Source organism: Streptomyces sp. NPDC038135 (genome assembly GCF_055601245.1).
The window spans coordinates 41,742-62,029 of record NZ_JBVJXS010000013.1 but is presented as its reverse complement, the minus strand read 5'-3'; the positions used below and the strand labels follow the sequence as shown (position 1 = coordinate 62,029).

The 20,288-nt window shown below is 73.8% G+C and carries 18 protein-coding genes; 4 read left to right on the top strand and 14 right to left on the bottom strand.

What is annotated here, in order from left to right; all coding sequences use genetic code 11:
* Positions 1 to 38: 38 nt before the first annotated feature.
* The 6 genes from ACZ7JA_RS32345 to ACZ7JA_RS32320 form a co-directional block, all read right to left on the bottom strand.
* On the bottom strand, positions 39 to 914 hold the full coding sequence (locus ACZ7JA_RS32345; protein ID WP_389302058.1) for a methylenetetrahydrofolate reductase: 876 nt from the start codon (positions 912 to 914) through the stop codon (positions 39 to 41).
* Positions 915 to 976: 62 nt separating this feature from the next.
* The gene (locus ACZ7JA_RS32340) at positions 977 to 2,488 is read right to left on the bottom strand and encodes an MFS transporter (RefSeq protein ID WP_470811929.1); all 1,512 of its coding nucleotides are present in this window, start codon (positions 2,486 to 2,488) and stop codon (positions 977 to 979) included.
* Positions 2,481 to 4,394: a glycoside hydrolase family 15 protein gene (locus ACZ7JA_RS32335; RefSeq protein ID WP_470811927.1), complete on the bottom strand. Its 1,914-nt coding sequence runs from the start codon at positions 4,392 to 4,394 to the stop codon at positions 2,481 to 2,483. The genes ACZ7JA_RS32340 and ACZ7JA_RS32335 overlap by 8 nt, the downstream gene beginning before the upstream one ends.
* Positions 4,395 to 4,488: 94 nt before the next feature.
* Positions 4,489 to 4,917, bottom strand: coding sequence for a DUF7144 family membrane protein (locus tag ACZ7JA_RS32330; RefSeq protein ID WP_351673532.1), 429 nt, complete (start codon positions 4,915 to 4,917; stop codon positions 4,489 to 4,491).
* 33 nt (positions 4,918 to 4,950) lie between these two features.
* On the bottom strand, positions 4,951 to 5,451 hold the full coding sequence (locus tag ACZ7JA_RS32325; protein WP_389302065.1) for an SHOCT domain-containing protein: 501 nt from the start codon (positions 5,449 to 5,451) through the stop codon (positions 4,951 to 4,953).
* A 247-nt stretch (positions 5,452 to 5,698) separates the two neighbouring features.
* Positions 5,699 to 6,358 carry an HdeD family acid-resistance protein gene (locus tag ACZ7JA_RS32320; protein ID WP_351671633.1) on the bottom strand — a complete coding sequence of 220 codons (660 nt, stop codon included), beginning with the start codon at positions 6,356 to 6,358 and terminating at the stop codon, positions 5,699 to 5,701.
* A 186-nt stretch (positions 6,359 to 6,544) separates the two neighbouring features.
* Here ACZ7JA_RS32320 and ACZ7JA_RS32315 point away from each other — a divergent pair, with 186 nt between their 5' ends.
* A complete protein-coding gene (locus ACZ7JA_RS32315; protein ID WP_389454115.1) occupies positions 6,545 to 7,954 on the top strand; it encodes a DUF2252 domain-containing protein in 1,410 nt (469 codons plus the stop codon).
* A 78-nt stretch (positions 7,955 to 8,032) separates the two neighbouring features.
* Here the strand turns inward: ACZ7JA_RS32315 and ACZ7JA_RS32310 are convergent, their stop codons facing one another.
* From ACZ7JA_RS32310 to ACZ7JA_RS32285, 6 genes are all read right to left on the bottom strand, one after another.
* Positions 8,033 to 8,230, bottom strand: a complete 198-nt coding sequence (locus tag ACZ7JA_RS32310) for a hypothetical protein (protein ID WP_351671639.1) — start codon at positions 8,228 to 8,230, stop codon at positions 8,033 to 8,035.
* A 145-nt stretch (positions 8,231 to 8,375) separates the two neighbouring features.
* On the bottom strand, positions 8,376 to 8,894 hold the full coding sequence (locus tag ACZ7JA_RS32305; protein ID WP_351671642.1) for a hypothetical protein: 519 nt from the start codon (positions 8,892 to 8,894) through the stop codon (positions 8,376 to 8,378).
* Between the two features lie 18 nt (positions 8,895 to 8,912).
* Positions 8,913 to 10,541, bottom strand: a complete 1,629-nt coding sequence (locus ACZ7JA_RS32300; protein WP_450746387.1) for an MFS transporter — start codon at positions 10,539 to 10,541, stop codon at positions 8,913 to 8,915.
* 29 nt (positions 10,542 to 10,570) lie between these two features.
* Positions 10,571 to 13,294: a winged helix-turn-helix domain-containing protein gene (locus ACZ7JA_RS32295; protein WP_470811923.1), complete on the bottom strand. Its 2,724-nt coding sequence runs from the start codon at positions 13,292 to 13,294 to the stop codon at positions 10,571 to 10,573.
* Between the two features lie 160 nt (positions 13,295 to 13,454).
* Positions 13,455 to 14,693 (bottom strand): hypothetical protein, encoded by a 1,239-nt coding sequence (locus ACZ7JA_RS32290; protein WP_351671650.1) that lies wholly within the window; start codon positions 14,691 to 14,693, stop codon positions 13,455 to 13,457.
* 757 nt (positions 14,694 to 15,450) lie between these two features.
* The gene (locus ACZ7JA_RS32285) at positions 15,451 to 16,338 is read right to left on the bottom strand and encodes a hypothetical protein (protein WP_351671653.1); all 888 of its coding nucleotides are present in this window, start codon (positions 16,336 to 16,338) and stop codon (positions 15,451 to 15,453) included.
* A 150-nt stretch (positions 16,339 to 16,488) separates the two neighbouring features.
* Between ACZ7JA_RS32285 and ACZ7JA_RS32280 the strand changes: the two genes are divergently transcribed.
* From ACZ7JA_RS32280 to ACZ7JA_RS32270, 3 genes are all read left to right on the top strand, one after another.
* Positions 16,489 to 17,151: a GAP family protein gene (locus ACZ7JA_RS32280; protein ID WP_351671656.1), complete on the top strand. Its 663-nt coding sequence runs from the start codon at positions 16,489 to 16,491 to the stop codon at positions 17,149 to 17,151.
* A gap of 87 nt (positions 17,152 to 17,238) precedes the next feature.
* Complete coding sequence (locus ACZ7JA_RS32275; RefSeq protein WP_389302082.1) at positions 17,239 to 17,697, top strand: DUF6325 family protein; 459 nt, start codon at positions 17,239 to 17,241, stop codon at positions 17,695 to 17,697.
* 36 nt (positions 17,698 to 17,733) lie between these two features.
* Positions 17,734 to 18,060, top strand: coding sequence for an SHOCT domain-containing protein (locus ACZ7JA_RS32270; RefSeq protein WP_389454150.1), 327 nt, complete (start codon positions 17,734 to 17,736; stop codon positions 18,058 to 18,060).
* 271 nt (positions 18,061 to 18,331) lie between these two features.
* On the opposite strand, the gene ACZ7JA_RS32265 is transcribed toward ACZ7JA_RS32270, so the two are convergent.
* Together ACZ7JA_RS32265 and ACZ7JA_RS32260 are read right to left on the bottom strand one after the other, a co-directional pair.
* Positions 18,332 to 18,841: an O-acetyl-ADP-ribose deacetylase gene (locus ACZ7JA_RS32265; RefSeq protein WP_404029659.1), complete on the bottom strand. Its 510-nt coding sequence runs from the start codon at positions 18,839 to 18,841 to the stop codon at positions 18,332 to 18,334.
* Entirely contained in the window at positions 18,838 to 20,247 is a 1,410-nt protein-coding gene (locus ACZ7JA_RS32260) for a phytoene desaturase family protein (protein ID WP_351671662.1), read from the bottom strand. The genes ACZ7JA_RS32265 and ACZ7JA_RS32260 overlap by 4 nt, the downstream gene beginning before the upstream one ends.
* Positions 20,248 to 20,288 lie beyond the last annotated feature (41 nt).

The window sequence follows — 20,288 nt, the reverse complement described above, 5'->3', positions numbered from 1 at the left end:
CGCGGTGACCGGCGGGCGCCGCACAGCTCCGCGGGTGGTCAGTCCGTCCGCTCGCCGTGCCGGAACCGGGCTATCCACTCGGACGTGGCCCGCAGTCCGCCGAACGTGTAGAAGTGCACCTTCACCCTGCCGTGCCGGGCGGGGTCGTGGCGCCGGGCCAGGGCGTGCAGAAAGCGGTCGGGGCCCGCCGTGCCCATCAAGTTGGTCAGTGAGAACCCGTACTTGCGGGCCACGGAGGCGCTGGTGGCGACGCCGAAGCGGGTCGCGTACGTCATCAGCCGGCGCACCCCGGCGGGGCCGGGCACGCCGATGCGGACCGGCAGGGCGACGCCCCGGGCGCGGACGGCCTCCAGCCAGCCGAGCACGGGGTCGGCGTCGAATCCGAACTGGGTGATGACGTCGCCGGTGAGCCGTTCGGCGCCGAGGGCCGCCGACTTGTCGGTGAGCGCCGACCACAGCGCGCGGTCGGTGATCGCGGGGTGGCCCTCCGGGTAGCCGCTGATGCCGATGTGGCGCACTCCGTGCCGCTGGAGCAGCCCGGTGCGGATGACGGACAGGGCGTCCGGGTACGGGCCTTCCGGGCGGGCGGGGTCGCCGCCGACCACGAAGACGTTCTCGGCGGTGCCGTCCGCGGCCAGGCCGGCCAGGAACTCCTCCAGGTGGGCCCGGGACGGCAGGCGGCGGGCGGAGATGTGCGGCACCGGGACGAAGCCGAACCGCTTGACCTCGCGGGCGGCGGCCAGCCGCGTGGCGAGGTCCTCGCCGGCGAGGAACGTGACGTTGATCCGCGTGCCCGGCGGGATGGTGTGGCGCGCCTCCCGCAGCTTGGGCACGTCCTTGCCGGTCATCTCCAGCGAGAAGTCGTCCAGCAGCGAGGCGCCCACCGCGGGCGGGGCGGTGAGACCGGGGTTCATCGTGCTCCTCGTGCGGCTCCTGCCACCGCTTCCGGCGTCGGTCCTGACCGGGGCCGATGATGTCACGCGCGGTGCGGGCGGCGCGGAGCCGGGGGTCGCCCGGCATCCGGGACCGGCGGCTCCGCCCCGGCCACCGTCTCCGGTTCCGCGCCGGCTCCCGGCGCCGAGCCGGCCGTCGCGTCCGCGGCCGCCGTGCGGTCCGGTGCGCCGGGCAGGCGGGCGGCGGCGGCGAGGCCGCCGAGGCCGATCACGCCAAGGGTGATCATCGCGGCGGCGTAGGCGCCCGTGGTGAGACCGGCGACGAGGATGGTGCCGGCGATGGCGGTGCCGAACGACGAACCGAGGTTGGACACGCTGCGGGACAGGCCGGAGATCTCGCCCTGCCGCTCCTCCGGGAAGCTCGACTGGACGACGTTCACCGACGGGGTCAGCATCACGCCGAGTCCGAGCCCGATGAGCAGCAGCCCCGGCACGAAGGCCCAGGCGGTGGAGAAGGAGGCGACCAGGGCCACCAGCACCGCCACGCCCGCGACGGAGAGCGTGAAGCCGGCCATGATCAGCGTCCGCTGCGACCGCCGCTCGGCCAGCCGCTGGGCGGCCAGCGAGGTCAGCAGCAGCCCGAGCGTGGCCGCCGTGAAGATCACTCCGGTCTGGATGGCGTCGTAGCCGCGGACCACCTGGAGGTAGGCGGCGACCGTGAAGGACGTGCCCATGAGCAGCAGCCACTGGACGTTCTGCGTGACGAGCCCGAGGTTGGAGGTGCGGTCGCGGAACAGGCTGAGCGAGAGCAGGGGCTCGCGGCCGGCCCGTTCCTTCGCGCGCGTCGACCGGAAGAACCAGACGAGGACGAGGCCGCCGAGGACGAGCAGCGCGATCATGAGCCAGACGTCGTTGTCCGCCGCCAGGATGCCCATGACGATGAGTACCAGACCGGCGGCCGACAGGACCGCTCCCCCGGTGTCGAACGCGCGGTGCGGGTCCGCGGGCAGGGGGTCCTCGATACCGCGGCTCAGCCACACGATCAGCGCGATGACCAGCGCCTGGAACACGAAGGCCGCCCGCCAGCTGATGCCGGTCGTGATGAGTCCGCCGATCAGCGGTCCCGCCGCCGCGCCGATGCCGCCCAGCGCCATGATCACCCCGAAGGCCCGGGCACGGGAGGTGACGTCGGGGTACAGCAGGGTGGTGAGGATGTAGACCGGCGGGATCAGCAGGGCGGTGCCGACGCCCTCGAGGATCGAGTTGCCGAGGATGAGGACGCCGAGTCCGGGCGCTCCCGCGCACAGCAGCGCGCCCACGGCGTAGACGACGAGCCCGGCGAGGAAGCACCGCTTGCGGCCGTAACGGTCGGTGATCTTGCCGCCGGGGATCATCAGCGCGGCCATGACCAGCAGGAAGAGGGTGATGGAGACCTGCACCCCCTGGACCGTGGTGTCCAGGTCCCTGCTGATGTCGTTGATCATCACGTTCATGTTGGAGCCGGCGAAGCTGCAGATGAACTGGGCGAGGGCCAGCGCGGCGAGGACCCGCCGCTCCTCCGGCGGGACCTTGGCCGGTACCGCCTGGTCAGCCATCCTCGGCTCCCGCGTCCGTGGACTCGGGCGGCACCTTGAAGCCGTGGACGCCGGGGTGCCGGGTCCCACCGTCGCTCGGCAGCGCGTTCGCCCGGTTCAGCTCCTCGTCGAGCGCCATGGCGGCGGTGACGAGCGAGAGGTGGGTGAACGCCTGGGGGAAGTTGCCGAGCTGCTCGCCGGATGGGCCGATCTCCTCGGCGAACAGGCCGACGTGGTTGGCGTAGGTGAGCATCTTGTCGAAGGCGTGCCGGGCCTGCAGGAGGCGGCCGGAGCGGGCGAGCGCCTCGACGTAGAGGAAGCTGCAGAGGTTGAACGTGCCCTCGGAGCCGCGCAGTCCGTCGGGGGACGCGGCGGGGTCGTATCGGTAGACCAGGCTGTCGCTGACCAGTTCCTCGTCCATGGCGTCGAGGGTGCTGATCCAGTCCGGGTCGTGCGGGGAGAGGAAGCCGACCCGGGGCATCAGCAGCAGCGAGGCGTCCAGCACGTCGGTGTCGTAGTGCTGTACGAAGGCCTTCCGCTTGTCGTGCCAGCCGCGCTCGGTGATCTGCTCGAAGACCGCGTTCCGGGCGGCCGTCCAGCGCTCGACGTCGCCCGGGCGGGAGAACTCGGTGGCCGCGCGGATGCCCCGGTCGAACGCCACCCAGGCCATCAGCCGGCTGTAGGTGAAGTTCTGCCGGCCCCCGCGGGTCTCCCAGATGCCCTCGTCGGGGCGGTCCCAGTTGTCCGCCAGCCAGTCCAGCACGCCGCTCAGCGCCTTCCAGCCGCGTATCGCGCCGACGTCCCGGCCGACCACGAAGGCGTCGGAGGCCTCGCCGTAGATGTCGAGCTGGAGCTGGTCGGCGGCCGCGTTGCCCGCCCGTACCGGCCGTGATCCCAGGTAGCCCTCCAGGTGGTCGAGGGTCTCCTCGGTCAGGTGGGGGTCGCCGTCCACCCGGTACATGATCTGCAGGGGGTCGCCCGAGGTGGTGCCGCCGGCCTCGACGCGGTCGCGCAGCCAGCGGCGGAAGGCGTACGCCTCCTCAAGAAAGCCCAGGTCGATCAGGGTCCCGACGGACAGGGAGGCGTCCCGGATCCAGGTGTAGCGGTAGTCCCAGTTGCGCTCGCCGCCCGCCTGCTCGGGCAGGCCCATGGTGGCCGCGGCGACGGGCGCGCCGGTCGGCCGGTAGGTGAGCAGCTTCAGGGTGATCGCCGAGCGGTTGACCACCTCCTGCCAGCGGCCGCGGTAGGTGCAGGACCGCAGCCAGGACAGCCAGAAGTCGCGGCACCGCTCCAGGTCCTCGGCGACGCCGTTCAGGGACGGCGTCGCGGGGGCCGGAGCTCCCCCGTCCGCGCTGGTCAGGACGACGGCGGCGGCCTGGCCCGCGGAGAGGGTGAAGCGGGCGGTGACGTCGTCGCCGTCGGCCCGCAGCGTGATGCCGCCCGTGGTCTGGACGTGCAGGTCCGTGCCCGGGCCCCGCAGGACGCCCGCGTGGCCGTCCGTGAGGGTGAGGGAGTGCCGGGCGCGTCCGTAGTCGAAGCGCGGCCGGCAGGTGAGGACGAAGGGCAGGGACCCCCGCACGACCCGGGCGATCCTGATCAGACGGTGCCGGCCGGTGGGCTCGGGCGAGTCGACGGGGACCATGAAGTCGGCGACCTCGCCGACGCCGCCGGGGCCCATGAACCGGGTGACCAGGATCGCCGTGTCGGACAGGTACAGCTGACGCACCGTCATCCCGTCGCCGTCCGGGTGCTCCGCCGCCAGCCGGCAGTGCCCGCCGCGTTCGCTGTCGAGCAGCGAGGCGAAGACGCTGGGCGAGTCGAAGCGCGGGGTGCACCACCAGTCGACGGTCCCGTCGGACGACACCAGGGCCGCCGTCTGGAGATCGCCCACCATTCCGTGCTCCGCGATGGGCGGATACCTGTCCATGCGTCCTCCTCGCGCGCGGCGGCGACGGGTCGTGCACCCGCGCCCGGGGCGTGTCCGCGAAGCCGCCGCGCGGGCGTGGCTTCGCGGACACGGACTAGGGCATCGTGGCGGCGTCGTCGCGCTTGACGACGCACAGGGCCCAGATGATGAAGCCGGACAGCGCGATCATCACGACCGACCAGACCGGGTAGTACGGCAGGGACAGGAAGTTGGCGATGATGACGAGCCCGGCGATGGCCACGCCGGCGACCCGTGCCCACGTCGACGGCCCGAACAGACCGAAGCTGACGGCCACCGCGATCACACCGAGGACCAGGTGGATCCAGCCCCAGCTGGTGAGGTCGAACTTGAAGACGTAGTTCGGGGTCGTGACGAAGACGTCGTCCTGGGCGATCGCCATGATGCCGCGGAACAGGCTGAGCAGTCCGGCGATCATGAGCATGATGCCCGCGAAGGCCGTCAGTCCGCCGGCCCACTGCTGCTTGGCGGTCCCGGTGTGCGTGCTGGTGCGCGGTGCGGTCATACCAGTGCCTCCATTCGTCGAGGTGGGAGGTGCTCAGCGGCCGGACGAGGTCGGCACGCCGCGGGCGGGCTGCTGCGCCGTCCCGGAGCCGGTGCCGGTGCCCGTGCCGCCGCCGCCGCTGAGGACCAGTTCCTTCGCCCTGCGGAACTCGTCGTCGCTGATGTCGCCGCGCGTGCGCATCTCGGACAGCTTGGCGAGTTCGTCGGCGCTGCTCCTGCGGTCCGCGCCGCCCAGCGCGGTCTCCCGGACGTAGGAGTCGAAGGCCGCCTGCTGGGCCCGTGCCTGGTTCATCTCCCGCTCCCCCATGCCCCTGCCGCGGGCGATCAGGTAGACGAGGACGCCCAGGAACGGCACCACGATCACGAAGAGAGTCCAGCCGGCCTTGGCCCAGCCGCTCATGCCGTCGTCACGGAACACGTCGACGATGACCCGGAACAGCAGGACGAACCACATGATCCACAGGAAGAACACCAGCATCGTCCAGAAGGCGCTCAGCAGTGGATAGTCGTACGCGAGGTAGGTCTGCGCGCTCATTTCTCTCCTCAGTCCGGGGCTCCGGCCTGTCGAGCCGGCCGGGGCGTTGTCTGCCGATCCCAGCGTGCGCGGGGCGGGGCGGGGCGGCCTCACCCGAGGCGGGTGATCGTGGCCCCGGGCGCCACCGCCGTCCGGCGGCGGGCGCGACGGCGAGCCGGGTCCGTGCGGCCGCCGCCCGCCGGCGGTGCGGGCCGCACGGACCCGGCTCGTTTCGCGGGGCGTCTCGCCGGGCGCCCCCCGGGGTGTCTCACGGCGCGTGCCGCGGGGCGGCCTGCGCGGTGCCCGCCTTGCGCAGCGCGGACCGCCAGGCCAGGGCGACCGCGAGCTCGACCAGGCCCAGCAGGATGAGCCACAGCCCGAGCAGCCGGGTCAGCGCCCGCGCCGACTCGGTGGGCAGGACCAGCACCACGATCCCGGCGACGATGCCGAGCAGCGCTCCGCCGAGGACCACCCCGCGGTGCGGGAGGTCCTCGGCGGAGATCGCGGTGTAGAGCGTGAGGATGCCGGACACCAGCCAGGCGAGCCCGACGATCAGTGACAGCGCGGCGATGGTCTGCAGCGGGTTGCGCAGGCAGAGCACCCCGGCGAGGACGAACAGCAGCGCGATGAGCAGTCCGGGCAGCCGTTCCCCGGCTCCCTCCCGGGAGAAGGCGGTGACGAACCGCAGCGCGCCGATGAGCAGCAGGTAGAGGCCGATGAGGACGGCCAGGACGTGCAGGGTCTCGTCCGGCCAGACCAGGATGAGGATTCCCGGGACCAGCGTCACGAGCGCCGATCCCAGGATCCAGAGCCAGGACCGGGCGAGCACCGTCATGGCCTCCCCCGGCCCCTGTCCCGGTCCGGCGGCCGCCCCGCCGAACGCATGCGACGGTCCGTTGCCCGGTGCCGCACCACGCGACTCGGTCATGGCTCCTCCTCGCGTGAGCGACGGGGGCGTCTCCGGACCGCCAGGCGGGGCGGCGCGCGAACCCCTCGACGGCCAGAATTCCGTTCCGGGGGGCGGGAGGGATCACCCACCACGGGTGATCCCTCCCACCGGGCGGAACGGGTGGGGTGGAGTGGCACGGGGGTGAGGCACGAGGAGGGCACGCACATGACCGCACCGAGTGCCGTCACCGGCTCCCGGTCGCTGAGCGACCGCATGGCCCGGGGCCGGAACGCCCGCTCCCACGTGCCGCGTTCGGCCCACGGCGTCTTCGAGCCCGCGCCGGACCGGCCGGACGTGATCGAGGTGCTGGAACATCAGTCGGCCACGCGGCTGCCGGAGTTGGTGCCGATCCGCTACGGCCGGATGCTCGAATCCCCGTTCCGCTTCTACCGAGGGGCCGCGGCGGTCATGGCGGCGGATCTCGGCCCGCTGCCCGGCACCGGGCTGCAGGTGCAACTGTGCGGCGACGCGCACCTGCTGAACTTCCGGCTGCTGGCCTCACCGGAACGGCATCTGGTCTTCGACATCAACGACTTCGACGAGACCTGCCCGGGTCCGTTCGAGTGGGACGTGAAGCGGCTGGCGGCCAGCTTCGTCATCGCGGGCCGGGCCAACGGCTTCCCGGCCCGGCAGCAGAACGAGGCGGTGCTCCGCTGCGTGCGTGCCTACCGTGAGCGGATGCGGGAGTTCGCCCGCATGCGCACGCTGGACGTCTGGTACGCCCAGGACGACGCCGACCGGATGCGCGAACTGCTGGCCTCCTCGATGGACAAGGCGGGCAGGCGCCGTACCGAACAGGCGACGGCGCGCGCCCGCTCGCGCACCCACATGCGGGCCTTCGCCAAGCTGACCACGCTGACGCCGCAGGGGCGCCGGATCGCGGCGGACCCACCGCTGATCACTCCTCTGCGGGACCTGGAGGCCGGCAGAACGGCGGAGCAGGAGGACCGGTACCTGCAGTCGCTGCTGGAGGAGTACGCGCGCACGCTGCCCTCGGAGCGGCGGCATCTGCTGGACCGCTACCGGCTGGTGGACGTCGCCCGCAAGGTGGTGGGCGTCGGCAGTGTCGGCACCCGCTGCTGGATCCTGCTGCTGCTCGGCCGGGACGACGACGATCCGCTGCTGCTGCAGGCCAAGGAGGCCCAGGAGTCGGTGCTCGCGCCGTACACGCACGGGCAGCGGTACGACAACCAGGGCCACCGGGTGGTGGCCGGGCAGCGGCTCATCCAGACGACCAGTGACATCTTCCTGGGCTGGACCCATGTCATCGGCCTCGACGGACTGGGCCGGGACTTCTACGTGCGCCAACTGCTGGACTGGAAGGGCATCGTGCGCCCGGACACCATGGACCCCGCTCTGCTGAACCTGTTCGGGCAGGTGTGCGGGGCCTCGCTGGCCCGGGCCCACGCCCGCTCCGGCGACCCTGTCGCCATCGCCGCCTACCTCGGCGGCGGGGACCGCTTCGACCGTGCGCTGCCGCACTTCGCGCAGGCGTACGCGGACCAGAACGAGCGGGACTTCGCGGCACTGGGCGAGGCCGCGCGCTCGGGGCGGATCGAGGCGGCGGACGTGTGAGTCGCGGCGGCGGGACGGAGGAGACGCGTCCGGGCGGCGGAGAGCGGACAGGGGCGGACCGGAGCCTGATCCCGGCCTTCACTCGGGGACTTGACGCATCTCCACGACCCGCAGTCCCAGTGACTGGAAGCGGACCAGCAGCCCGTAGAGATGCGCCTGGTCGATGATCCGCCCGAACAGAACCGTCTGGCCGGACATCATCACATGATCGAGTTCGGGGAAGGCCTTGGTCAGGGTCTCCGACATGTGTCCATCGACGCGGATCTCGTAGCGCATGTGCCGTACTCCCGCCGCGGGCCGCCTGCGGTCTCACCTGCGATCGTGCTCCGCCACCGGGGCCCGGGCCTCACCCGGCACAGGTGATACGGGGGCCGCGCCCGGGATCGGCGGACGGGCGCGGGCGCGTCAGTGGGTCAGTGGGTCAGTGGGTCAGCGCGATCTTGAAGGCGATGATCACCAGGCCGAGCAGCAGATTGACCGCCGCCGTGACGGACACCAGCCGCCAGGAGGCTCCCGCCTGCCGTGCGCCGACCGCCGACCAGCCCACCTGGCCGGCCACGGCGACCGCGACGGCGAGCCACACGGCGCCCGCCACGTCCAGTCCCAGCAGCGGGCTCACGGCGACGGCGAGGGCCGGCGGGACGGCCGCCTCGACGATCGGCCACTCCTCGCGGCACACCCGCCAGACGGTCGGTCCGGTCAGCGACCGCTGCGCGAGCCGGGCGCCGAACAGCGTGGCGTGGACGTGCCCGACCCAGAAGACGAGACCGGTGAGCACCAGCAGCAGCACCAGTTGCACCCGGGGGAACTTGCCCAGGCCGCCGGCGCCGATCACCACCGACGCGGCGAGCATCGAGCCGTAGACGGCGCCCGTGTAGTCGGCGTGGCTGCGGCGGCCGGCACGCTGCGTCCGTGCGGTGGTCGGGCGGGTCGAGGACATCGGCGCATCCTTTCGGGCTCACGGGACGGGGTCGCCGGCGCCGGCCGGGGCGCCGCGCTCCGGCCGCTTGGCGCCGCGCTCCGGCGCCGACGGCAGGCCGGGCGTGACGAGGAAGCTCGCGAGGGTGATCGCGCCGGTGGCGAGGATCGCCGCCCTCAGGCCGTCGAGCTGCGCCGAGGCGTAGGAGCCGGTGAGCGCGTCGACCTCGGCCGGGGGCAGCCCGGCGTGCTCGGCGGCCGAGCGGACCTGGTCGGTGGGCACGAAGGTGAGACCGGCCTCGAGGGCCACCCCGGTCTGCTGCTTGGTCTGCGCCGACAGCACCGGATCGTTCTCCACGTCGGCGGTGAAGGCGTGGGCCAGCGCCCCGATCAGCATCGACCCGATGAGCGCGGTGCCCAGCGCCGACCCGAGGTTCTGCGCGGTGAACTGCAGGCCGCCGACCTCGCTGCGCTCCTCCTCGCCCACGCTGGACTGCACGACGTTGCCGAGCTGCGAGGCGAGCAGGCCCATGCCGATGCCGAGCACGGCCATGGCGGCGGCGAACTGCGCGTCGTCGATGGCGGGCTTGATGGTGGCCAGCAGCCACACGATGGCCACGGTGAGCGTCAGCAGGGCCAGCCGTACCACCCGGCGCGGCCCCAGGGTCCGGCCGAGCCGGGCGGCGGTCAGCGACGTGACGAGCATCGTGATGGACACCGGCAGCAGCCGCAGTCCCGTCTGGAAGGCGTCGAACCCCTGCACCACCTGCAGGTACAGGGGGATCGTGAAGAACAGCCCCAGCAGGATCAGGTTCTGGCTCAGCAGGGTCAGCAGCCCCGACCGCAGGGGCGGCACCCGGAACAGCGGCAGGTGCACCAGCGGGTCGGCGCCCCTGGCCTCCCGTGCGTGCTCCCAGCGCACGAAGAGGTGCAGCAGGGCCACCCCGGCGCCGACGACGAACAGGGTCGGCGCGAAGCCGAGGACGGTGAAGGGCGGGTTGCGCGGCTGCACCCAGCCCCAGGTGCTGCTCTGCAGCACCCCGAGCACGCCCAGCGCCAGCCCGGCCGCCGAGAGCACCGCGCCGGCCACGTCCATCCGGGGCGCCGGCCGGGTGCGGCGGGACTCCTTGATCACCCGGTGGCAGCACAGGACGGCGACGACGACCACGACCTCGCCCGCGAAGACCAGCCGCCAGGTCAGGTACGTGGTCACCCAGCCGCCCAGCAGCGGACCGACCGCGATCCCCGCACCGGCCAGCCCGCCGATCACCCCGTAGGCGACCGCCCGGTCCTTCCCCCGGTAGGACTCCGCGACCAGGGCCGCCATGGCCGGCAGCACCATCGCGGCGCCGAGTCCCTCGATGACGGACCAGCCGAGGGCGAGGACCCACAGCGTGGGCGCCAGCGCGGTCAGGGCCGACCCGGTGCCGTACACGGCGAGACCGAGGAGGAAGAGACGGCGGCGGCCGTGGATGTCGCCCAGCCGGCCCCCGATGATCATGAACGCCGCCATGACCAGCGCGTACAGGGTGATGACGGCCTGGATGGCGGTGACCTCGGTGTCGAAGTCCTCGACCAGCCGGCTGATGGAGACGTTCATGACGGACGTGTCCAGGACCATGAGGAACTGGGCCGTGCCCAGAACCATCAGCGCTCGCCAATGTCTCACGCGCTCCACCTCGCCGATCCGTGCCGGGGTCAGATCAACCCGCGTTCGCGGGCCAGCCGCACCGCGTCGCCGCGCCGGTTCACCCCGAGCTTCCGGTAGACGCTCTTGAGGTGGGTCTTCACGGTGTTGACCGACACGTACAGGTCCGCGGCGATCTCCTCCGTGGACATCATCTGGGCGAGCCGGCACAGCACCTCGCGCTCCCGTCCGCTCAGCTCCTCGACGACCAGCGGCGCCGGCTCGGCCGCCGCGCCCGGACGGGCCCGCGCCGTGGAGCCGCCGGGTACGAGCCAGCCGGCGGCCAGGGCCTGCAGGGGCGGGGTGTCCAGGAGGCGGCGGATTTGTGGTCCGGCCTCGAGGAAGGGGCGCCGCAGCCGTTCGCCGCGGGCGTCCAGCAGGGCGCGGGCGAGCAGTTTGCGGGCGGTGGCCTCGTCTCCGTCCTCCTGTGCGGCCCGCGCGCGCACCAGCGCGGCCCGGACGGTGACCCCGGGGCCGGTGCCGTCCCGGTCGTCCAGCAGGCCGACGAGGCCGATCGCCGCGTCGCGGTTGCCGGCGGCGAGCTGGGCCCCGGCCAGTTCCGCCGCGTACGCGGGCTCGCCGTCGTACGGCACCTCGTCCAGCACCTTCGCGGCGGAGTCCGGCCGGCCCTCGGCCAGATGGGCGGCGGCGGTGACCAGCGCGGTGTGCACCTCCGCCCAGGGGGATGCCGTCAGCGTCGGTACGGCCGGGTCGGCGACGGCCGCGGCGGCTCTGGGCTCGCCCCGCGCCAGCAGCAGCCGCGCCGTCGCCAGGGAGCGGCCGGCGGCGGTCACCGGGTCGAGCGGGACGGCCCTGGAGCCGGCCGTCTCGTCCAGCAGTCCGCGGGCCCGCGCGAGGTCGTCGCGTTCGACGGCCACCGCGGCCAGCACCAGTTGTCCCAGGCCGGGGTCCGCGGGGCGGCCCAGACCGAACCGCTCCGTCTCGCTCAGCGCGGCCAGCGCCTGGCGCTCCGCCCTGCCGAGCCAGCCGTTCAGATAGTCGATCAGGGCGAGCTGCCCCAGGGAGTCCTCCCTGGGCAGCGCCGTCGACGCCCCGCCGGGGCAGCCGGCCGCCTCGGCCAGGGCGTCGCGCGCGTCGTCGAAGCGGCCGGCCCACAGCCGGGCGGAGCCCAGGTGGGTGAGCAGCAGGGCGGTCAGCTCGGGGTGCTTGTCCAGCAGCGGGGCGGGGACCTCGTCGCGCAGCTTCCCGGCCTCGGCCACCGCTTTCTCGGCCCGGCCGGGCGATCCGGTCAGCCGCGCCGCCAGGGCCTCCAGCAGGACGCAGCTCAGCCGGGCCGCCGCGTCGGAGGGGAACGCCGCCGGGACGTCCCCGGTGTGCCGGCCGCCAACAGTGCGCGGGCCGTTCCCGTCGCGCAGGCCGGCCTCGGCCCGGCGCAGATGGGTCAGGCCGCGGTCCACGTCGCGGCCCGACAGGTCGCGCGCCGCGCGCACCAGTTCCGCCGCCGTGCCGGGGACCTCCGGCCCCATCCGGGCGAACAGCTCGGTGAGGTCGTCGGCCCGCAGGCCGGTGAAGAGCTGGCCGATCGCCAGGTCGTCGACGAGGGCACGGGTGGTGAACTCCCAGTCGCTCGCGGCGGCGCCGTGCGCCAGTGCCTCCGGCAGGGAGCCCGAGGCCCGCAGCCAGCGCGCGGCACGCCGGTGGAGTTCCGGTTCGAGGCCGGGCGAGCGGACCCGCAGATGGGTCCGGAGGATCTCGCCGAACAGCGGGTGCAGCCGGTACCAGGAGTGCCCGAGGTCCTCCACGAACGCGTTCTGGGTGTGCAGTCCGGCGAGCTCCGGCTCGACGCCGCCGGTGCCGGTCAGCGCCTCGGCGAGGTCGGGGCAGAACCGCTCCATCACGCTGACGCCCAGCAGCAGTTCCTGGGTCCGGGCCGGCTGCCGTTTCAGCACCTCGGCCAGGAGGAAGTCGGCGATCGTGCTCCGGCCGGCCTCGAAGTCCGCCAGGTACGCCTCGGGGTCCGGGTGCTGCTGGGCGGCCATGGCGCACAGCCGCAGTCCGGCGGCCCAGCCCCGGGTGCGCTCCACCAGGGCGCGGGTGGCCTCGGCGGAGAGCCGCAGGCCGTGCCGCTCCAGCAGGGCCACGGCCTCGTCGGCGGTGAAGGCCAGCTCGGCGTCCCGGATCTCGGTCATCGCCGCGGCGGCCCGGTACCGGTGCAGGGGCAGCAGCGGCTCGGTGCGGGTGACGAGTATCAGGCGCAGTCCCGGGCCGGCGTGGTGCAGGACGAACTCCAGCTGCTCCGCGATCTGCGGGGCGGTCACCCGGTCGAACTCGTCGAGCACGAGGACGGCGGGGCGCGCCCGCCCGCTGAGCGCGTCGGCGAGGCGGGCCAGCAGGGTGTGCTCCACCCGGCCGGCGTCTCCGGGGCAGTCGATACCGGCGGGCAGGGACACCCCGGCGGCGCGCAGGGCCTGGAGGACGTACGCCCAGAACATCCCGCAGCCCTGGTCCTCCGCCTCGTTGGTGAACCAGGCGACCGGCTGTCCGAGCCGGGCGGCCCAGTCCGCGACCAGCAGGGTCTTGCCCGCGCCCGCCGAGCCGTTGACCATCGTCAGCGGGGTGCCGAGGGCCTGGTCGAGGTGTTCGGTCAGCCGCCGCCGGCGCAGGAAGGTGGCCGGTCTGGCGGGCAGGGCGAAACGGGTCTGCAGAAACGGCTCTCCCAGTGGGTCGACGTACCCGACGGCTGGTCCCCGTGTGTTCTCGTGTCTCGCAGCCACGGGGTCATCACCCCCGTCCGAGGGCCGATGGACGCTTGCACTCCACGATCAGCATCGCAGTGTTCCCGTCCCCGCGCAGTTCGCACGGGTACGGGACGTGCCGGTGCGTCGCTTCGCGCACTCGCCCGCGCCGGGGAGCGGGCCGGCGCGGCGGCGCCGGTCAGGTCTCGTTCCCGGGCGGGCGCGCCTGCCCGCGTGCCTGGTGGAGCTGGGTGCGGCCGGCCGCCGCGAGCAGCGCGAGCACGGCCAGGACGCCGAGCAGCACGAGGACCAGCAGCAGGACCGTGAGCACGGTCGGGTGGTTCCACAGCGCGAAGACCAGCGCGATGATCAGCAGCACGACGAGGGTGATGGCCCGGCGGTAGGCCAGTGCCCAGGAGCCGACCCGCCCGGTGCTGACGTGGTGGGCGGCCGCCCAGCGCGCGGCGGAGTCGGCGGTGTGGTCGGAAGCGCCGCGCACGGCCACCGGCAGCCTGCCGGGCCCGACGAAGTACGCGCCCAGCGCGATGACGACGCCGAGGACGACGGCCGTGCGCAGGCTGATCCGCAGGAAGTGCAGCAGGGTGTCGAAGACGGCCGCGGCCGCGGCCTTCGACTGCACCTGGGGCGGGAGGTGGTCGAGGTAGTAGCGGCGGGCCACGACCAGGGCGATGGCCACCACCAGGCAGGCGAAGGCGGCGCCCAGCGCGGTGCGGGCGAGCGCTCTTCGGCGTTGGCGGGCCAGGAACACGCCGGCGGCGCCGAGGACGACGACGAGCACCGGGAACCAGTTGCCGACGACGTCGAGGAGGTGGGCGGCCTTGCGGAACTTGGCGAGTTCGTCGGAGTGGAACAGCACCAGTTGCTTGTTCACCTGCGGGATCTTGTCGGCGGGTTTCAGGCCCGCGTTCACCAGCTCCTGTTTGACCCGGTCCACGGCCGTGCCCACGTCCAGGGTGACCGTGCCGTCGCTGACGCCGACCGCGCCGCGGCCCTGGCCGGTGAGGGCGTGCACGACGGCGTTGTGGGCGGCGCGGTTGGCGGTGTTCCACACCGTGGCGAAGGCGTCGCTGTGTACGACGCGGGTGGCGGTCTTCGTGACGGCCTGGTTGACGGCGGAGTCGAGCTGCGGGCCCAGCCCCCTGACCGCGTCGGCGGCGCGCGGCGGCAGGCCCTGGGACTGCAGCCAGGAGGCGATGTCGGCGGCGGCCCGCTGACCGTCCACGCGGGCGCCGACGGCCTCGGTGATGCGGTGGACGGCGGCGTCCTGGATCGCGGGGTCGGTGGCCAGCGGGTCGACCGTGGCGACGTAGCGGTCGGTGTCCAGCACGATGTCGTGCACCCAGGTGGCGAGCAGCGCGACGGGCACGAGCACGCAGGTCAGCACGATCAGCACGGCCGAGGCGACGGCCCGCGCCACATGCCCCGCGCCTCCCCCGGTCCCCGCCTTGGGGGAACCGCCGGGCGGAGGCCGGTCGCCGCCCGGGCCGCCCCCGTGCGCCGGGGCCCCGGAGCCCTGCGAACCGGCCCCAGACCCGGCCGGCCCCGGAGCCGGCCCGGCTGAGCCCGGGCCCGGCCCGGCTGAGCCCGGGCCCGGCCCGGGGTGACCGGGGTCTGACGCGGACGCGTGCGGGGGTGGGGCCGGGTGCGGGGATGCGGGATTTCCTGCGGGCGAGGCCGGGGGCGGGCGCTCAGGGCCGCCGGGGCCTGCTGCGGACGCATCCTGAGCCGGGCGTTCGGAGCCGGGGCCCCCTGCGGGCCAGGCCTGGCTCGGGCGGTCGGGACCGGAGTCCGGCGCGGGCGCGGCTGGGCGCTTGTGCTCAAGGCCGGGGCCGCCCGCCGAGGACGGATGGTGATCCGGGCGCTCGGAGCCGGAATCCGGCGGGGCCGGGGTCGGGGGCTGGGGGGCGGGGCCGGGTGCGTGCGGGTCGGGTGAGGCGGGCACGTGGGGCCTCCGGCGTGGTAGGGGCCTGAACATCCCCATTGCGTCAGGCCCGTGGGTTCCACGCGCGCTGGGTAGACCGGACGGGCGAGCGGCAGTGGCCGTACGGGCGATGACGGGGAACGCTTCTCGCGCGGCGGCGGTTCGGCGTCTCAGGCGGTTCGGCGTCTCAGGCGGTTCGGCGCGGCGGCGGTTCGGCGTCTCAGGCGGTTCGGCGCGGCGGCGGTTCGGCGTCTCAGGCGGTTCGCGGGTCGCGGTCGCGCAGGGGCGGCGGGCTGCCGAGGCGGTGCGCCAGGAACGGCTCCTGGGCCATGACGGCGCCGACGCTGATGCTGACGGCTCCCGCGACGCAGACCACGATCAGCCAGGACAGCAGCACGAAGACGGAGCCGACGGGTCCGTACTCGGCCAGCGCGCTGTTCAGCGCCCGCGGCATGTACAGGCGCGCGGTCATCGCCAGCACGGTGAGCACGACCGCCGTGAGCACGGCGCCCGGCAGCAGCGGCTTCCAGCCGATCAGCCCGCCGAGCAGCAGGTGCTGGGTCCACCACCACAGCCCCACCTGCGTGAGGAGGGTGAGGGGGACGCCCAGCCAGGCGCCCACGCCGAACCCGTCGCGGACCGGGCCCTGGAGCACCAGCACCCCGAGCCACAGCGCGAGCCACGCCAGCCACCGCCACGGCGCGATGTGCGTGCCCGCGCGCGGGATCTCCCAGGCGCGCTTGCACAGCCGCTGCATCGCCCGGCTGACGGCGGTGGCGGACAGCAGGACCATCAGGCCGCCCACGACGCCCGTGGCCTGCTGGAGGTTGCCCGTCGTGGGTTCGAAGACCTTCACGAACTCGGCGTTCGCCGCGCCCGTCAGCCCGAACACCGCCCGCACCGAGTCGATCAGCTGGTGGCGCACCGACGCGGGCGCGTAGGCCGCGACGACGAAGAGCAACGGGACCGCGGTCAGGAAGCACTGCGCGGCGAGGCGGGTGCCGGAGTCGAAGATGTTCACCGACACCATCCGGTCCGCGAGATGCGTGACCACCGGGAAGCGGCCTTCCGCCCGGCGGTGTGCCGACTTCGCCCAGGCGACCATCCGGCCCACCGACGGCACCCGTGCGGAGGTCGGCATGGTGTGGCTCCTTTCGCTGCGTCCAGATTGGGGGGCGGCGCCCGGCACGGCACCCCGGAGACGGTCCGCCGGCCGGGAGCGGCGGCCACGAGATGTCGCTCCGGCGGGCGCTGCCTACGCTCGTGGTGTTCCGACACGTAGGGGTCCGCCATGGTGCTCGACCTGCTGCTCATCGGCCTGGCCATCACGCTCGACCCGCTCCCCCTCATGGCGTTCGTCCTCGTCGTGGCGTCGGCGAAGGGCGTGTGGAAGGGGCTGGTGTTCATCCTGAGCTGGCTGGCCTGTCTGGTCGCGGTGATCGCGATCGTCCTCGCCTTCACCGGCGGGCAGCCGCCACCGCCCAAGTCCCCGCCCTCGACCGCCGTCCTCGCGGTCAAGCTGCTCATCGGCCTGTCGCTGATCCTCTACGGCGAGCGCCGGCGCCGTCGCCGGGCGGCCGGCGCGGTCCCGGTCAGGGAGTCCTCGTCCGCACGGCTCACCGCCCGGATGGACCGCGGCACGCCCTGGGCCGCCGCGGGGCTCGCCGTCCTGCTGCAGCCGTGGGGCATGGTCGCGGCTGGGGCGACGGCGGTGGTGGAGGCGGACACCTCGCACTTCACGACCTGGCTCGCCCTGTGCGGCTTCTGCCTGCTCGCCACCGCGAGCCTGCTGGCCGTGGAGCTGTACGTGCTGTTCTCCCCGGCGGCGGCGAAGGACCGCCTGCTGAGGCTGCGCGCGTGGATGGAGGGCCACCAGGACCAGGCGCTGGTGAGCCTCTGCCTGATCCTGGGGTTCTGGCTGGTGGGCAAGAGCATCTACCAGCTCACCGGTTGAGCCGTGCCGGTTCGGAAGTGCGGGGCCCCGTGCCGCGTGCTGGAATTGGCGCTGGGGGCGGACGCACGCGGCTTGCAAGGAGTGGTCATGGAAAGCGTCGAAGAAATGGGCCCCGTCGACTACCTCGTGATCGAGTTTCCCGGCAACCGCATGACGGGCGAGGCGTTCCCGCTGCTGGTCGATCTCGCCGAGCGGGGCATCGTCCGCATCATCGACCTGGCCTTCATCCGCAAGGAGACCGACGGCTCGGTCGTCGCGCTGGAACTGCGCGACCTCGGCGACGAGATCGACCTGACGGTCTTCGAGGGCGCCTCCGCCGGTGTGCTGGACCAGGGCGACATCGAGGAGGCGGGCAACGCGCTGGAGCCGGGCAACTCCGCCGCGGTGCTGGTCTACGAGAACCTGTGGGCCGCTCCCCTGGCCCGCGCCCTGCGGCGCAGCGGCGCCCAGCTCGTGGCGAGCGGCCGCATCCCCGTCCAGGCCCTGCTGGCCTCGCTGGACGCCACGGAGGAGACGGTTCCGCCCGGCGGTTCCGCGGCCGCCTGACCGGCGGGCCCTCTTCGACACTGGGAGATGACGATCATGCCCGGACTGCTCAGGGGCGTCGCACGCACCGCCGTCGTCGCCGGAACCGCGACCGCCGTGTCCAACCGTGTCTCGCGCCGCCAGGCCGGCCGGTGGGCGCAGCAGGACAGCGCGCAGCAGCAACAGCAGTACGAACAGCAGCAGTACGCGCAGCAACAGCAGCAGACGGCCCCGCCGCCGCCCGCGCCCGCCGCCGCGCAGCCGGCCGCCGGTGACGACATGACCAGCAAGATCGACCAGCTCAAGCAGCTGGCCGACCTGAAGACACAAGGGGTGCTGACGGACGAGGAGTTCGAGGCCCAGAAGCGCCGTCTGCTGAGCTGACGGCGGGGCGCCCGCGAAGTCGGCCAGCCCCGTCAGAGGGCGATCACGGCGCGCATCAGCGTGCCCTCGTCGGAACGCCCAGGTCCTGGAGGCCGCCGCGAACGGATTGCGTATCCGTGCGTACGGGCCACGGACGGTCGGCGAGGCGCGGGCACGCCGGTATCGACCCGTTGCGGCGCCGCCCCCGATCCCCCCACGCGGCGCTGCAACCGGCCTCGTGCACAAGTGGTTGCGCCTCGCCGCGGCGACGCCCCCGTGCCCGCCGCGTCCGTCAGGGGAGCTGCGCGGCGAACGCCTCGTACGCCCGCTCGTCGAAGAGGACGAAGCGCGCCTCCTCGACCGAGGTCGGTGTGTCGCGCACCGTCCGCACCGCGATGCGGGCCGCGTCGTCCATGGGCCAGCGGTAGACGCCGGTGGAGACGGCCGGGAACGCGACCGTCCGGGCGCCGAGTTCGTCGGCGACCTTCAGGGACTCGCGGTAGCAGGAGGCGAGGAGTTCCGAGCGGTCCTCGGTGGCGGACCAGACCGGGCCCACCGTGTGGATGACCCAGCGGGCGTCCAGCGCGCCGGCCGTGGTGGCGACCGCCTGGCCGGTGGGCAGTCCCTTGCCGTATCGGGAGGCGCGCAGCTCCCGGCACTCCTCGAGGATGGCGGCGCCGCCCCTGCGGTGGATCGCGCCGTCCACGCCTCCGCCGCCGAGCAGCGAGGAGTTGGCGGCGTTGACGATCGCGTCGGCGCTCTGCCGGGTGATGTCGCCCTGGACGAGGGTGATGGTGGTCATGTCTGCCTCAGTCTCCGCCAGACGGCCTTCGCCGCGTTGTGCCCCGACATGCCGTGCACGCCGGGGCCCGGCGGGGTGGCCGAGGAGCAGATGAAGACGGCCGGGTGGGGGGTGTGGTACGGGAACAGGGACAGTCTGGGGCGCAGCAGCAGCTGGAGCCCGGAGGCCGCGCCGCAGGCGATGTCACCGCCGACGTAGTTGGCGTTGTGCGCGGCGAGTTCGGCGGGGCCGGTGGTGGCGCGGGCGAGGACGCGGTCGCGGAAGCCGGGCGCGAAGCGCTCCAGTTGGCGTTCGATGGCGTCGGTGAGATCGCCCCGCCAGCCGTTCGGGACGTGGCCGTAGGCCCAGAAGACGTGCTTGCCCTCGGGCGCCCGGGTGGGGTCGGCCACGCTGGGCTGGACGGTGATCAGGAACGGCCGGTCGGGGGCGCGGCCCGCGCGGGACGCCGCGTGCAGCGCGGTGCCGATCTCGGCCTGGCTCGCGCCGACCTGCACGGTGCCGGCGACGCGGGCCTCGGGAGCGGTCCAGGGGACCGGGCCGTCCAGCGCGTAGTCGATCTTGAAGACGCTGGGGCCGTAGCGGAAGCGGTCGTAGTGGCCGCCGAAGCCGGCGATGCGGGCGAGCGCGGCGGGCGAGGTGTCGAAGACGTACGCGCGGGCCGGCGGCAGGTCGTCGAGGCGCTTGACCTCGTAGTCGGTGTGCACGGCGCCGCCGAGGTCCGTGAGGTAGGCGGCGAGGGCGTCGGAGATGGCCTGGGAGCCGCCGCGGGCCAGGGGCCAGCCGCGGGCGTGCGCGGCCAGCGCGAAGACCAGGCCGACGGCGCCGGTGGCGAGGCCGCCGAGGGGCGCCATCACATGGGCGACAAGGCCGGAGAAGAGCGCCTTGACGGGCTCGTCGCGGAAGCGGCGCATCAGCAGGGTGGAGGGCGGCAGTCCGGCGAGGCCGAAGCGGGCCAGGGTGACCGGGTCGCGGGGCAGCGCGGTCGACGGCAGGGACATGAAGTCCCGGGCCAGGGTGTCCCACTTGGCCAGGAACGGCTCGACCAGCCTGCGGTAGGCGCCCGCGTCGCGCGGGCCGAAGGAGGCCGCCGTCTCGGCGACGGACCGGGCCAGCACCGCCGCGCTGCCGTCCGGGAACGGATGCGCCATGGGCAGACCGGCGTGCACCCACTGGAGTCCGTACCGCTCCAGGGGCAGGGCGCGGAAGGCGGGCGAGTTGACGCCGAGTGGGTGGGCGGCCGAGCACGGGTCGTGCCGGAAGCCGGGCAGCGTCAGTTCCTCGGTGCGCGCGCCGCCGCCGACGGTGGAGCGGGCTTCGAACAGGGCGACGGAGTGGCCCCTGCGGGCCAGCTCCACGGCAGCGGTCAGACCGTTCGGTCCCGCACCCACCACGACCGCATCGAGCATCGACGGCACCTTCGGACTCCTTCGTCAGCCGATGGCCACTC

Coding starts and splice junctions, on each gene's coding strand:
- ACZ7JA_RS32345 (WP_389302058.1), bottom strand. CDS start 914: ATGAACCCCGGTCTCACCGCCCCGCCCGCGGTGGGCGCCTCGCTGCTG.
- ACZ7JA_RS32340 (WP_470811929.1), bottom strand. CDS start 2,488: ATGGCTGACCAGGCGGTACCGGCCAAGGTCCCGCCGGAGGAGCGGCGG.
- ACZ7JA_RS32335 (WP_470811927.1), bottom strand. CDS start 4,394: ATGGACAGGTATCCGCCCATCGCGGAGCACGGAATGGTGGGCGATCTC.
- ACZ7JA_RS32330 (WP_351673532.1), bottom strand. CDS start 4,917: ATGACCGCACCGCGCACCAGCACGCACACCGGGACCGCCAAGCAGCAG.
- ACZ7JA_RS32325 (WP_389302065.1), bottom strand. CDS start 5,451: ATGAGCGCGCAGACCTACCTCGCGTACGACTATCCACTGCTGAGCGCC.
- ACZ7JA_RS32320 (WP_351671633.1), bottom strand. CDS start 6,358: ATGACCGAGTCGCGTGGTGCGGCACCGGGCAACGGACCGTCGCATGCG.
- ACZ7JA_RS32315 (WP_389454115.1), top strand. CDS start 6,545: ATGACCGCACCGAGTGCCGTCACCGGCTCCCGGTCGCTGAGCGACCGC.
- ACZ7JA_RS32310 (WP_351671639.1), bottom strand. CDS start 8,230: ATGCGCTACGAGATCCGCGTCGATGGACACATGTCGGAGACCCTGACC.
- ACZ7JA_RS32305 (WP_351671642.1), bottom strand. CDS start 8,894: ATGTCCTCGACCCGCCCGACCACCGCACGGACGCAGCGTGCCGGCCGC.
- ACZ7JA_RS32285 (WP_351671653.1), bottom strand. CDS start 16,338: ATGCCGACCTCCGCACGGGTGCCGTCGGTGGGCCGGATGGTCGCCTGG.
- ACZ7JA_RS32280 (WP_351671656.1), top strand. CDS start 16,489: ATGGTGCTCGACCTGCTGCTCATCGGCCTGGCCATCACGCTCGACCCG.
- ACZ7JA_RS32275 (WP_389302082.1), top strand. CDS start 17,239: ATGGAAAGCGTCGAAGAAATGGGCCCCGTCGACTACCTCGTGATCGAG.
- ACZ7JA_RS32270 (WP_389454150.1), top strand. CDS start 17,734: ATGCCCGGACTGCTCAGGGGCGTCGCACGCACCGCCGTCGTCGCCGGA.
- ACZ7JA_RS32265 (WP_404029659.1), bottom strand. CDS start 18,841: ATGACCACCATCACCCTCGTCCAGGGCGACATCACCCGGCAGAGCGCC.
- ACZ7JA_RS32260 (WP_351671662.1), bottom strand. CDS start 20,247: ATGCTCGATGCGGTCGTGGTGGGTGCGGGACCGAACGGTCTGACCGCT.